The organism is Streptomyces xanthophaeus (assembly GCF_000725805.1).
In the GTDB taxonomy this organism is placed as follows: domain Bacteria; phylum Actinomycetota; class Actinomycetes; order Streptomycetales; family Streptomycetaceae; genus Streptomyces; species Streptomyces xanthophaeus.
In genome coordinates this window covers 17,886-30,703 of record NZ_JOFT01000023.1, presented here as the reverse complement: position 1 = coordinate 30,703, position 12,818 = coordinate 17,886, and the positions used below count along the sequence as shown (strand labels likewise).

General features: G+C 72.4%; 12 protein-coding genes. 1 reads left to right on the top strand and 11 read right to left on the bottom strand.

All coding sequences use genetic code 11. The features are described 5' to 3' along the window. Position 1 precedes the first annotated feature (1 nt). From IO30_RS0115485 to IO30_RS0115445, 9 genes are all read right to left on the bottom strand, one after another. The gene (locus tag IO30_RS0115485) at positions 2–229 is read right to left on the bottom strand and encodes an acyl carrier protein (RefSeq protein ID WP_031143321.1); all 228 of its coding nucleotides are present in this window, start codon (positions 227–229) and stop codon (positions 2–4) included. Next, positions 226–1,248: a hypothetical protein gene (locus tag IO30_RS0115480; protein WP_051902328.1), complete on the bottom strand. Its 1,023-nt coding sequence runs from the start codon at positions 1,246–1,248 to the stop codon at positions 226–228. Before IO30_RS0115480 ends, IO30_RS0115485 begins: the two co-directional genes overlap by 4 nt. Further along, positions 1,245–1,502, bottom strand: coding sequence for an acyl carrier protein (locus IO30_RS0115475; RefSeq protein ID WP_031154793.1), 258 nt, complete (start codon positions 1,500–1,502; stop codon positions 1,245–1,247). The genes IO30_RS0115480 and IO30_RS0115475 overlap by 4 nt, the downstream gene beginning before the upstream one ends. Then, a complete protein-coding gene (locus IO30_RS0115470; protein WP_199921062.1) occupies positions 1,499–3,181 on the bottom strand; it encodes an AMP-binding protein in 1,683 nt (560 codons plus the stop codon). Before IO30_RS0115470 ends, IO30_RS0115475 begins: the two co-directional genes overlap by 4 nt. Further along, positions 3,178–4,782, bottom strand: coding sequence for a class I adenylate-forming enzyme family protein (locus tag IO30_RS0115465; RefSeq protein WP_031143313.1), 1,605 nt, complete (start codon positions 4,780–4,782; stop codon positions 3,178–3,180). The genes IO30_RS0115470 and IO30_RS0115465 overlap by 4 nt, the downstream gene beginning before the upstream one ends. A gap of 294 nt (positions 4,783–5,076) precedes the next feature. Continuing rightward, the gene (locus IO30_RS0115460) at positions 5,077–5,964 is read right to left on the bottom strand and encodes an alpha/beta fold hydrolase (protein ID WP_031143311.1); all 888 of its coding nucleotides are present in this window, start codon (positions 5,962–5,964) and stop codon (positions 5,077–5,079) included. A 122-nt stretch (positions 5,965–6,086) separates the two neighbouring features. After that, positions 6,087–7,337 carry a 3-deoxy-7-phosphoheptulonate synthase gene (locus tag IO30_RS0115455; protein ID WP_078904719.1) on the bottom strand — a complete coding sequence of 417 codons (1,251 nt, stop codon included), beginning with the start codon at positions 7,335–7,337 and terminating at the stop codon, positions 6,087–6,089. Between the two features lie 104 nt (positions 7,338–7,441). Next, positions 7,442–8,104, bottom strand: coding sequence for a 4'-phosphopantetheinyl transferase family protein (locus IO30_RS41990; RefSeq protein ID WP_051859397.1), 663 nt, complete (start codon positions 8,102–8,104; stop codon positions 7,442–7,444). 87 nt (positions 8,105–8,191) lie between these two features. Then, entirely contained in the window at positions 8,192–9,718 is a 1,527-nt protein-coding gene (locus tag IO30_RS0115445; protein WP_031143305.1) for a class I adenylate-forming enzyme family protein, read from the bottom strand. Between the two features lie 207 nt (positions 9,719–9,925). Here IO30_RS0115445 and IO30_RS45445 point away from each other — a divergent pair, with 207 nt between their 5' ends. Further along, positions 9,926–10,429: a hypothetical protein gene (locus tag IO30_RS45445; RefSeq protein WP_157853319.1), complete on the top strand. Its 504-nt coding sequence runs from the start codon at positions 9,926–9,928 to the stop codon at positions 10,427–10,429. Here the strand turns inward: IO30_RS45445 and IO30_RS0115435 are convergent. After that, positions 10,406–10,903, bottom strand: coding sequence for an RNA polymerase sigma factor (locus IO30_RS0115435; RefSeq protein WP_031143302.1), 498 nt, complete (start codon positions 10,901–10,903; stop codon positions 10,406–10,408). The two genes, IO30_RS45445 and IO30_RS0115435, sit on opposite strands and share 24 nt — an antisense overlap. Positions 10,904–11,278: 375 nt before the next feature. Then, complete coding sequence (locus tag IO30_RS0115430; RefSeq protein WP_037894155.1) at positions 11,279–12,790, bottom strand: carboxylesterase/lipase family protein; 1,512 nt, start codon at positions 12,788–12,790, stop codon at positions 11,279–11,281. Positions 12,791–12,818 lie beyond the last annotated feature (28 nt).

Genomic DNA, 12,818 nt, shown 5'->3' with positions numbered 1-12,818 from the left:
CTCAGGCCGCCTCCTTCCCGACCAGTTCGGCGACGGCGCTGATGGAGGTCAGCTCCAGGAGCTCCTCGTCGTCGAGTGCCCGGCCGAGCTGCTGCTCGATGTTCAGCGCGAGCCGGATCAGTTCACCGGAGTTGACGCCGGCTCCGGCGAGGCTGGCCTCGTCGCTGACCCGGTCGAGCAGCGCGGGGTGGTCCAGGCTTTGGCGTACGAGGGTGCGTGCCAGGCTCATGAGGTCCTCCGTGGGCGGGCGCCGACGCCGACCATCGCCCAGTAGGGGGCCGGTTCGCCGTCGAAGTAGACGAGGGGTTCCGCGCTGTCCGTGCGGCACGGCAGCAGTCGGTTGAAGCGGCTTCCGAAGCAGGCGGCGGCGAACTCCGGGGACTCGGCGACGCCGCGCTCGTCCCCGACGGTGGCCACGAAGGCGAACACGGGGTCGAGGGACTTGTGCACGCCGTCCTCGACGACGTCGCACCAGGCGTGGTCGCTGCCGAAGAGGCCGAGGAGGTAGCCGCGCCGGGCGGTGGCCTCCAGGCCGGCCGCCCGCAGCCGGTCCGCGAGCAGCCGCGAGGCGACCACGCAGTCGGCGACGCCCAGTTCCCAGGCGCGGTGGTGGTCGGCGCGCAGCGGCTCCGGCACCGTCTGGTAGGTGACCCGGCGCGAGGCCAGGCCCTCCACCACCTCGTCCCACGCCTCGCGGATCCGCGGGTCGCGCACGCTCTGGTCGGCGCCGGTGAGGCGGACCGTCGCCTCGTAGCCGCCCGCGCGCAGCGGGTCGTCGAAGGGGTGCTCCGACAGCAGTTCCACGCCGGGCGCCGACAGGTCGGGCACCCGTACGGTCACCTCGGGCAGCCCGGCGCCGGAGGCCTGGGTGCCTGCTGCGCCCTCGCCGCCCGCCGTACGGGACGGGTGGACGCCGATCTCCCACTCCCGCGGCGCGAACCAGCTGCTGCGGGAGGCGGCGGCGAACCTCATCAGGAAGCGCAGTCCGAGCTCCGGCACGGTCTGGCCGGTGCCGCAGAACATGCCCACGTTCATCAGGTCGTCGTAGTCGAAGAGGGGGCCGCGCTCGGAGTCGCTCACGTGCGGCAGCCCCGCGTCCGCGAGCCTGGCGACCTGCTCCGGGGCGGCGCGCAGGGCCTGCGCAGCGGTCCGGGCGTCCGTGTCGTAGCGCCCGATGTCGCGGGGCACGGCGGTGAACCGGCCGAGGGCGCCGAGCAGCGCCTCTGGCGCGGCGGTCTCCACCGTCACAGGGAGCTGCCTTCCGGGAGCAGGGAGGAGACGAAGTCGGCGAGTTCGCGCACGGTCGCCGTCTCGAAGAGGAAGTCGTCGGGGATGACGACGTCGCACTCGTCCTCGATGTCGGTGATCGCGCGCAGTGCCTTGACCGACTCGATGCCGGGGACGGCGGAGAGGGGCTTGTCGGTGTCGATGCCGTTCGCGGGGACACCGGCCTGCGCGGCCAGGGCTCGTACGACGATGTCCAGGGTCTGGTCGGCGCTCACTGGTGGCGTCCTTCCGATGCGGTGGTGAGGGGCTGGGTCTGCTGGCGGTAGAGGTCGGCCGCGCCGGAGCGCTTGACCTTGCCGGAGCTGGTGAAGGGCAGGCTCTGCGGGGAGACGGCGACGGTCTCCACGGCGCCCAGGCCGAGGTGTTCGACGAGCCGTGCGCGGATGGCCTCGCCGACGGCGGCGGCCGCGTCCTGGTCGAGCTTGGTCTCCCAGATCACGATCATCCGCTCCTCGCCGTCGTCGTCCCAGGCGAAGGCGGCGCAGTGCCGGCGGTCGACCCCGGGCGTGGCCTTGACGATCTCCTCGACGTCCTCGGCGTAGTAGTTCTGGCCGCGGACGACCGCCATCGCCTTCATCCGGCCGATGACGTAGAGCTCGTTGTCGTGCAGGAATCCGATGTCTCCGGTGCGGAGCATCCCGTCGGGCGTGAACGGCTGCTGGTCGGCGGGCAGTCCGAGGTATCCGGCGGTGACCGGCGCTCCGCCGATCTGCACCTCGCCGACGGTGCCCTCGTCCAGTGCGGCTCCCTCGGCGTCACCGATGCGGACGTCGACGCCCGCCACGGCGGGGCCGCAGGAGACCACGGACCGCACGGTCGGCCCGGACTCGGTGGTCTCGGTGATCCGGTCGCCGACCGACAGGCTGGAACGGTCCACCAGCAGGCTGCGGTAGCCGGACAGCGGGATGCCGCTGCTGACGATCAGCGTGGCCTCGGCGAGTCCGTAGTTGGGCTGGACGACCTGGGGCCGCAGCCCGTAGGGGGCGAAGGTCTCCTGGAAGGCTTCGAGGCTGCTCAGGCGGACCGGCTCGGAGCCGTTGCCGCCGTAGCGCCAGGCGGAGAGGTCGAGGTCGTCGGGGATGCCCTTGGCGGCGGCCGCGACGAGGTAGTCGTAGAAGAAGTTGGGCGCCGGCAGGATCGTGGACCGGGAGGCGGCGAACTCGCCGAGCCACTGCATGGGCCGGCGGACGAAGTCGCCCGGCTGCCACAGCGAGGTCTTCGTGCCGTACCGCAGCGAGGCGAGCATGGTGAACAGGCCCATGTCGTGGAAGAGCGGCAGCCACTGGCCGAGCGCGTCGTCGGGGCCCCACCGGGTGCCGTCGCCGATGGAGTCGAGCCCGGCGTCGATGTTGTCGTGGGTGACCACGACGCCCTTGGGCGCCGAGGTGCTGCCCGAGGTGTACTGGATGACGGCCGGGGCCCGGCCCCCGCCGCGCACCGCCGGGAGTTCGATGCCCGTGGGCGGCGGTTCGGCGATGTCGACGACCGGCAGGTGCGGTACGGCGGCGGCGACGCGGGACACGATCCGGGCGCCGAGGCTGCCGTCGACGAGCAGGGCGTCGAGGGAGGCGTCGGCCGCGATCCGCTGGATGTGCGCGGCGTACGCGTCGGCTCCGCCGAAAGCCACGGGCAGGGCGAGCGGGACCGCCGCGGCGTCGAGCCGCAGCAGGGCCAGCAGCCCGCGCACCCACGGCTCGCCGTTGGCCATCAGCAGGCCGGCACGGCGCGGGACGCGGCCGTCACAGGCTTCCAGGATCGTGCCCGCGGTGCGTTCGGCGCGGGAGAAGAGGGCGGGTCCTGAGACGGGCTCCTCCTGGCGGGAGGGGGTGTGGAGCATCGTGGCGTCGTGGACGGACTCGGAGAGCAGGTTCCACAGCTGGACCATCTCGGTCATGCCTCCTTCGCGGGCGTGGTGGTGCGCTGGATGCGGCCGGCGAGCTTGCGGCGCAGTACGGAGCGGCGGACCTTGTACGAACCGGTGACGGGCATCGCCTCCCACTCCCAGAAGCGCACCTGGAGGTCGGGCAGTCCGGCCTCGGCGGCGACGGCGCGGAACCGTTCGGGGTCGGGCACGGTGCCCGGGCGGGGGCAGGCGACGGCGAAGACGGTGCTGTCCTGTGCGTCCTCGGCCTTCACCAGGACCAGTTCGACGAGCTCGGGCATGGCCTCCAGGAGGTGGTCCTCCTTTTCGAGGAGGCTGCCGACGCCGTCGACGTGCTCGACGATGCGGTCGAGGAGTTCGAGGGATCCGTCGTCGAGCTGGCGTCCGATGTCGCCCATGGGCCACCAGGAGTCCTGCGGGGGCATGGGGTCGCCGCCGACGTAGCCGCGCATGCGGCCGGGCGAGCGGGTCTCGATGATGCCGGGCGTGTTCGCGGGCTGGGGGGCGCCCTTCTCGTCCACGATGCGGACCTCCATGCCGCCGCCGGGGTGGCCGACGTTGCGCGGCGAGTAGTCCGCGGACTCCTCACGGGTCACGATGCGCAGGCAGATGGGGCCGGACTCGGTCTGGCCGTACGCCTGGAAGTAGTGGGCGTCGGGGTGCTCGGACGCGCCGAGCAGGGCCCGTACGGTGCGTGGGTGCATGGCGTCGAAGGTGCTGATGAACCGCTCGACGTGCTGGAAGGGCCGGTCCGGGTCCGTGGCCAGCGACTCCCACTGGATGTAGACGTTGGGGTGCGTCTCCAGGGAGGTGGGGCGGTGTTCGAGCATGAGGCGCTTGACGTTGGCGGGGTCCGGGTCGGCGATGGCCAGGGCGGGCATCGCGGTCTCCAGGGAGGCGAGCGTGCCGGCGCAGGTGCGGGCGTGGACGAACGACAGGTGCTTGGCGTTCAGGTCGTCGGTCGAGTACTGGTCCCGGAAGATCATGATCATCGGGGCGACCATGCCGAAGAGCGACCGGGTCGAGTGCGCGGCCATCTTCGGGGCGCCGGTGGTGCCCGAGGAGTGGGTGATGACGAACCATTCGTCCTCGCCGCGCGGGTCGGCCACGTGCGGCAGCCGGTCCTGGACCGGGACGACCCACTTCTCCTCGGTCGGCTCCAGACACAGCACGTTGCGCACCAGGAGCCGCAGCGCGTGCCGGGATTCGCTCAGCCGGGACAGGCCGAGGGAGTCGACGAGCAGGTACGGGTTCTCCAGCCGGGCGAAGCATTCGAGCAGTTCGCCGACCTCCATGGCGGAGGACAGCAGCGCGGGCAGTGCGCCGATCTTGCCGAGGGCGCACATCACGCCCTCGACCTCGATGTGGTTGCGCTGGACGACGGCGACCACGTCGCCCTTGCGGATGCCCGCGGCCCACAGGCGGTCGGCGTAGTCGTCGACGGCCTGCGCGAACTCCGCAAAGGTGCGCACCGGACCGTCGTAGGTGCGCCAGGGGGTGTCGGAGAGGAAGGGCGTGTCGGGGCTCTTCTCGGCGGCGACGGCGGGGAGCACTCCGAGGGACGCGGTGGGCTGGGGTATCACGTCGAGGTTGAGTGCGGATATGTCGGGCATTCGTCATCCCTCTGCTCGGCCTGGCTCATGCTTTCGGGCAGCGCGAACACCGCCCTGGTACGGGCGCGTTGCGCTGGGGGGTTCGCGGGTTCTTCTGAAGCGGCTGGAAGCAGCCGACACCAGATAAGAGCCCGGGTCGGGCCGTCACACTCCACCGGAATCCGAGTATTTTTCCGGAGCCCCCAACTCCGGCTCCGAAAGGGCCCCGGAAGGGCTCCGGAACGCGTCCGGCCCGGTCCACGGACCCCGGGAAGGGGCCGTGGACCGGGCCGGCGGGACGGGGACTCCCGGGGCTCAGCCGCCTTCGGAGAACAGCTGCCGGGCCGTCTTCGCCACCAGGTCGGGGCGCTCCTCGTGCAGGTAGTGCCCGCAGTCGGCGACCACCTCGACCCTCAGGTCGTCCGCATGCCGCCCGCCGCCCGACAGCACGCTCGGCGGCAGCATGAAGTCGTGGGCCCCGGCCATGATCACCGTCGGGGTCGTCAGCCGGTGCTTCTTGAAGCTGCCCAGCAGCAGCTTGGCGATGTCCCTCAGGGCGAAGGCCCGGTGCAGCGCCTCACCGGCCCGCGCCCGGTCCGGTTCCTGGCTGGAGCGGACGAACTCGTCCATCACACGGGGCTCCCAGACGGCCGCGTCGGCGACCCCCTTGCGCATCAGGTAGCGGGTGAAGGCCGGCCGGTTGCGCAGCACCCACCGGCCGAGCAGCGGCTGTTCCAGCAGCGCCGTGTACCAGAACCGCCAGGACTGCGGCATCAGCCGGTGGTGCTGCGGCCAGGGGTGGAGCATGTTCAGCGCGAGGAAGTGGCTGAACCGCTCGGGAGCCCGCAGGCAGAGGTGGAAGCCGGTCCAGGCACCCCAGTCGTGTCCGATGAGCGCGGCCCGGTCCAGCCCGAGGACGTCCATCAGCGCCAGTACGTCGGCCACCCGGCTGTCGGTGTCGTAGCCGCGGGCCGGCGCCTCGGACCAGCCGAAGCCCCGCAGGTCCACACAGATCAGCCGGTGGTCGCCGGAGAGCAGCGGGATCAGCCGCCGCCAGCCGTACCAGTGCTGCGGGAAGCCGTGCAGCAGGACCACGGGCTTGCCCTCCCCCACCTCCGCGATGTGCAGCCGCACACCCCTCACGTCGGCGTAGTGGTGGCGGACGCCTTCGAGTTCGGGCATCGGCGGTGTGCGGTCCTGCATGGCAACTCCCGGGGTCGGGTGGGTCGGTCGGTCGGGTCGCTCGTCAGGAGGAGCCGACCGCGCCAGACGTTCCGTCCGGAAATGCGGGGAGGGGTCATGGCGGTCCCGTCCGGGAGCGGCGCTCAGCGCGTGGCGCAGAGCTCTGCGACCAGTTCGGCCACCAGGGCCGTCTGCACCCCGTTGAGACGGGGGTCGCAGGCCGTCTCGTAGCGCAGCGGCAGATCGTGCTCCGCGACGCCGGGGGCGCCGCCCACGCATTCGGTGACGTCGGCCGGCGTGGCCTCCAGGTGGATGCCCCCGGGCCAGCCGCGCGCGGCGCGCACCGCGGCGAAGAACCCGCGGATCTCCTCGCCCACCACGTCCACGTGCCGGGTCTTGTGGCCCGTGGCACTGGTGTAGGTGTTGCCGTGGACCGGGTCGCACACCCACACCACGGGGTGCCCGAGCCCGGCGACCTCCTCCACCAGGGGAGGCAGCAGGGAACGCACCGCGTCCGCGCCCATCCTGGAGATGAGGACGAGCCGCCCGGGCTGGTGGTCCGGATCGAGCCGAGCGCACAGCTCGGCCAGCCGTGCGGGATCGGTGTCCGGGCCGACCTTCACCCCGACCGGGTTGGCCACGCCCGCCAGGAACCGTACGTGCGCCCCGTCCGGTTCGCAGGTGCGCGCGCCGATCCACGGCAGGTGGGTGGAGGTCAGGCACCAGCTGCCCGTCACCGGGTCTCGGCGCACCAGCGGCTCCTCGTAGTCGAGGAGCAGCGCCTCGTGGCTGGTCCACACGGCGGGGGCGCCTCCCGCTGCCGAGTCCTGCACGGCCATGCCCGACTCGGCGAGTTCGCGCAGCAGGGCCAGGACGTCGCGGGCATGCCCGTGCCCCCGGAGCAGCCGCATCGCGTCGGGGACGCGGGCGGCGGGGTCGGGCGCCGGATCGTTGACCAGGTGGCCGCGGAAGGACGGCAGGACGAGGTCGCCGACCTTTTCGGTGGGCGAGGAGCGTGGTTTGGCGTACTGGCCGGCGATCCGCCCGACCGGGATCACCGGCCGGTGCAGGGCGCGCCCGATCGTCCGGGCGGTGCTGTGCAGCAGGTCGACGCGGGCGGCGGTACCGGCGAAGGTGGGCGTCTCGAAGGTCTCCGCGCAGTCGCCGAGCTGCACGACGAAGGCCTCGGCGTGCGCGGCGCGGGCGAGCGCCTGGCGCAGGTCCAGGACCTCGCCGGGCTGGACGAGCGGTGCGGTCCCGGCCAGCCGGGCGCGGACCCGGCGCAGCAGCGCGTGGTCGGGCCATTCGGGCTGCTGGGCGGCCGGGTGCAGGCGCCAGTCGGACGGCGTCCAGTCCGCCGGCCGTGGCGGTGCGGGCAGGGTGGGTGCGTGCATGACGACGTGACCTCCAGGAGGCGTGAGAGGCGGGGCGGGGTACGGGCGTACGGGCCTACGCGAAGCTGCGCGGGATGCGCAGGTCTGCTTGGGGCTGCGCAGGTCTACTCGGTGTCCTGCGGAACGGCCCAGCACAGGACGCCCTGCGGGAGGCGTCGTACGCTCACCCGCATCCGCAGTTCCGGGCGGCGCACGGCGTGGGCCAGGAAGCCGTCGGCGTCCGTGGTGAGCCGCAGGTCGCGCAGGCCGATCAGGTCGGGGCCGAGGAGCGGGCTGAGCGCCTTGAAGGCGGCTTCCTTGGCGGAGTACATCGCGAGCAGCCGCTGCTGTGCGGCCTCGCCGGCCTGCTGCAGGGCTGCGCCCTCGGCCCCGCGCAGCACCAGGTGGGCGGCTTCCAGGGGCAGGCCGGTCAGTTCGAGGTCGACACCCAGCGAGCGGAACCGTTCGCAGGGGCCGGCCACGGCGACGGCGACCCCGTCGGAGTGGCTGATGGACGCCGAGATCCCGGGCGGCAGCAGCGGGCGCGGCCCCTCGAACAGCACGGCGTCCGCGGTGAGTCCGGCCGAACGCAGGGCGCGGTGCAGGGCGCTGCGGCCGATCAGGAAGTCGGCCCGGCGCCGGGGCGGCATGCCCCTGGCCATCCGGCGCTCGGCCTCGCGCACCGCGACCGGCGGCCCCTCGTGGACCGAGGAGGCACCGAAGCCGAGCCCCGGTATCCGGGGCCGGAAGTGGGTGAGGGCGCGTGGCAGTGTCAGCAGGGTCCCCATGGGTGGCACGGCTTCCTTCTCCGTCTTCGGGTGTACGCGTCCGGCGCGCTCGGCGGGTGGGGCGGGTTCGGCCGCATCCGTGGCCGTTCACGCGGTGAGGAGCTTCTTCTGCACCTTCCCGGTGGAGTTGCGGGGGAGCTCCTCGATGATCTGGACGTCCTTGGGGACCTTGTACTGCGCCATCCGCTCGACGAGGTGCCCGAGGATCTCCGTACGGCCGGCCGTGGCGCCGGGGACGAGCACGACCAGGGCCAGCGGCACCTCGCCCTCGTCGCCGTCGGCGACCGGGACGACGGCGGCGTCGGCCACGGCCGGGTGCCGGCGCAGCACGCGTTCGATCTCGGCCGGGTAGACGTTGCGCCCGTTCCTGATGATGAGGTCGGTGAGCCGGTCCACGAGGTGCAGCCGGCCCTCGTCGTCGAGGCGGCCGAGGTCGCCGGTGCGCAGCCAGCCCGTGACGGTGGCCGCCGCCGTGGCCGCGGGGTCGCGCCAGTAGCCGCGCATCCTGCCGTCGCCGCGGACCAGGATCTCGCCGGTGTGCCCGGCGGGCAGCGGGCGGCCGTTCTCGTCGGCGATGCGCAGGGACATCCCCGGGATGACCCGCCCGGTGGGAAGCGTCTCGGGCAGTTCCGCCGACGGGTCGGGGTGCTCGCCGGGACCGAGCGTGACGATGGGTCCGCCCGCCTCCGTCAGCCCGTACACCTGGCGGAAGCCGCAGCCGAGGGTGCGGGCGGCCCGCGCGTACAGTTCGACGGTCAACGGGGCGGCTCCGTAGAGGACTTCGGCCAGCGAGTCCGGCAGGGTCTGCCCGGGTTCCGCGTCGAGGTGGTCGAGCACGGCGCGCAGGGTCTCCGGCACCAGCCACAGGTGTGTCGCCCGGTGGGTGCGGGCGGCTTCCACGATGTCCTGCGGCCTCGGTCCGGCCACCACCAGGGCGGCGCCCGCGGCGAGATGGGCGAAGGCCAGCACGACCGTCCCGTGGAACAGGGGCCCGCTGGTCACCAGTACGCCCTCGGGGTGCGGAGCCGTGGCGGCGAGCCAGCCCAGTGAGATGTCCTTGACCGAACGGTGGTCCACGACCACGCCCTTGGGGCGGCCGCCGGTGGCGGAGGTGTAGAGGATGGCCAGGGGGTCGTCGGCCCGCACGTGCGGTTCGAAGGCCGGCTGCCCGCCGCCCGCGCCGTCCCGGCCGACCGCGGCGGAGGCACCGGGTCCGGCGTCGTCGAACAGCGGGTCCTCGAAGGCCAGCCGCCAACTGCTGGCCGTGGCACCGCGGTCGGCGCGTTCCAGCAGCGCCCCCTCGCCGATGACCCCCACGACCTTGGCGTGGTCGACGATCTCCTCGATCTCCCCGGGGACCAGGCTCGGGTCCAGCGGTACGAAGACCGCCCCGAGGTGCCCGAGCGCGAAGTAGGTCTCCACCACCTCGCTGCGGTCCGCCGACAGGACGGCGACCCGGTCCCCGCGCTGCACTCCGTGCGCGTTCAGCCGGGCGGCCAGCAGGTCCACGCGTCCGGCCAACTGTTCCCAGGTCAGCGAGCGTCGCGCATCGGCCAGGGCCACCCGCCCGCCGAAGCCCTGCCGGTTGCGCTCCAGCAACTGAGTAAGCCACATGCCGATGCTCCCCTTGTACGATGCATACGTATCCCGCTCCTTCGAGGGGAAAGAGGCCGCGCGGCGCGGATGCACTCCCGCCCGGATCCGATTTCTCTCGAAGGGTTGTTGCGCAGGACCACCCGGGGCGGGTATTCCGAAGTGCTTGACCGGGCAGGGGGATGCTGAGAGTCTCTCCCGCATACGAGACAGAGGGGGCGGTAGTCAATGACCGGACCGCTGCACAGCGACTGGCCGGAAGTTGAACTCGATCCGCTGCGGCGTCTCAAGGTCATCGCTTCCGCCTCGAAGTACCCGAGTTACGGCGAGCGCCTTTTCGATGTTCCGGTCGACCGGCTCTGGGCTGTCGTATCCGATCTGGAATCGGAACTCCCACATATTCTCCCCGGCTTGCGTTCCTTCACCGTCACCGGATCCGAGAAGGACCGGCTGACCGGGCGCGCCGTGAGTGCGGTCGGGCACAGCGAGCATTTCGACGTGGTGCTGAGACCGGGCTGGTGCCTCATGCAGAGCAAGGCCCTGGTCGGCGCGATGGCCGCCGTCACCGAGGGCGAAGGAACGCGTTTCGCCTTCTTCAGCAGCCTGCGCTTCCCCGGCGGCCAGGTCGTCGACCGCGTGCGCCGGCTGCGTGCCGAGCAGCGGACCGGCGTGCTCTTCGACCGCTTGCAGCAGCGCCTGGACGCGCGCTCACTCCCAGGCGGAACGGAATGAGCGCCGGGCCCGGAACAACCGGGACCTGACCGTCCCCACCGGTACCGCGAGCACCCCGGCGACCTCCTGTTCGTTCAGTCCGTCGATGTGCCTCAGGGTCAGCACCACCCGGTGTTCGGGGGCCAGCCTGCCCATGACGTCGGCGATGTCCGAGGCCAGCTGGAGATCCTCCAGCACCGGCTTCTCGTCCCAGTCGGCGGGTAAGGGGCCCTGCCTCTGCCGCTGTTTGGCGTACTTGAGGGCCTCCCGCACGGCGATCGCCCGGACCCATCCGAGGAACGCCACGGGCGTCTTCAGCTGGTGCAGGTTGCGGAAGACCGCGATGAGCGCTTCCTGCGCCGCGTCCGCCCCGTCCTGGAGGGCCACCGGCCCGCAGATCCGGCCGACGTACGGCGCAACGATGCCGAGCAGCTCGTCCATGGCCAGGGCATCGCCCCGCTGCGCACCTTCCACGAGCCGGGCCAATTCCTCCATGTCCCAGCCAGCCGCCCGCGCAACATCGGTTTCAGCCACTGCGCCCCCATTGTCGGTATCCCGATCGCCGGACGGGGGCGGCGTCCACCATTCGATTGTGCAATGCCAACGCAAAGATTCCCTGTGCATGAACTTTGCCGGCCTGTTGCATATTCAATATTGACCCGCGCGTAGCAAAGAGCGGGCAGTCGGAGTGCAGGCGATCAACCCCCGTCGCGCCTGAACTCAGACCTGAGCAACACCGGCCACCCTAGCATCAGGCGGCGATAGTTGGACGGATCCAAATCACTTCCGCAATCCGAGACGAGTATCGACTGTAGCGCTCCGAATCGCCCACTCGGGCCGAATGCCGTATCCGTCCGGGGGCGCCTGCCGCTACCGCGCCCCCAAGGTGCTGAAAGGGTGCTGCTCCCACGCCTTGCGGGACGCCGCCAACGGGTCGCCCAGCAGCCCGTCTTCGCAGTCGAACACCTTCGAGAGCCGTCCCGCGAAGCGGTATCCGGGCCAGCCGGGATCCCCGGAGGCGGCGAACCGGGCCCACGCCGACTGCATCCGCTCCGACAGGGCGGCCGCCTCCGGCGGTGCAGTCTCCCCGAGCATCTGCCGGGCCAGCGGGGCGTCCAGGGTCCCGAACACCAGCGGCACGTCCAGACCGTGGCAGGAGCCCAGCCTCCCCGCTGACACCGGGGCGGGCCAGCGCAGTTCGTAGGCGTACGCCACACCGCCCGCGGCCACCTGGGCTTCGAGCAGCTGCAGCGTCGGCACCCGGCACAGCCAGTCCGACATGACCGTCTCGTAGAGCTGCTCCGCGTCCGCCTCCGGGTACGCCGCACGGTAGGCCCGCTCGCCGTCCCCGCCCGGCCCGAACACCCGCAGGGCGGCCGAGGCCCGCTCCTCGGTCACGGACCCGAACTCGCCGCGCTTGGCCATGAACAGCCGGTACTCCTGCCGGTTGTGACCGAGCATCAGAGCAAGCTCGCGCGCCGCTCCCCCCGCGACGGCCTCCCACGGCGTGCACGGCAGCGACTCCCCGTCGACCACGGGAGAGCACAGGGTCTCGGTGTGCGCCACGGTGCCCCACTGCCCGGCCCGCTCGGGCATCGTCGCGAACACCGCGTCCGCGGCCCGTACGAGGAGGTGCGGATCCCCGTCACGCAGGGCCTCGGCAGTGGCGACGGCACCCACCCGCGCGGCGACGGCGCCGGCGATGTCCGCCGCCAGCCGCGGAGTGAAGTACGAACCGGGCACGCTCTGCGCCACCGCCTGGTGGAACAGCCCCGCTGCCGCGGGCATCGCGAGCAGCGCCGCGATCGAACCGGCTCCGGCGGACTCCCCGAAGACCGTCACGTCGTCCGGCTCGCCGCCGAAGGCCGCGATGTTCTCCTGCACCCAGCGCAGTGCGGCGATCTGGTCCAGCAGACCCCGGTTGGCCGGGCTCCCGGCCAGCAGCCCGAAACCCTCCATCCCCACCCGGTAGTTGAAGCTGACCACCACGACGTCCCGGCGGGCCAAGCCCGCCCCGTCGTAGACGGGTTCCGCCGACCGCCCGAACACGTAGGCGCCCCCGTGGAACCACACCATCACCGGGAGCCCGATGGCCCCGAGCGCCGGGGACCACACGTTGACCGTCAGACAGTCCGGAGCCTGCTCCCGGCTGCCGTCGGCCGCCTGCGGGCTCATCCGGTCGTACTGCGGCGGCGGGGGCCCGAACTCCAGCGCGGGCCGTACCCCGTCCCACGGCCGCACGGGCTCCGGCGCGGCGAAGCGCAGCGCGCCGAAGGGCGGCTGCGCGTAGGGGATGCCCCGGAACACGGCGATCCCGTCCTCGACCCGGCCCTTCACCACACCCTGACCGGTCCGTACCTCGGGATGAAGATCCTTCTCCAACGTCCCCGTCCCCTTCACAGCGCTAGCA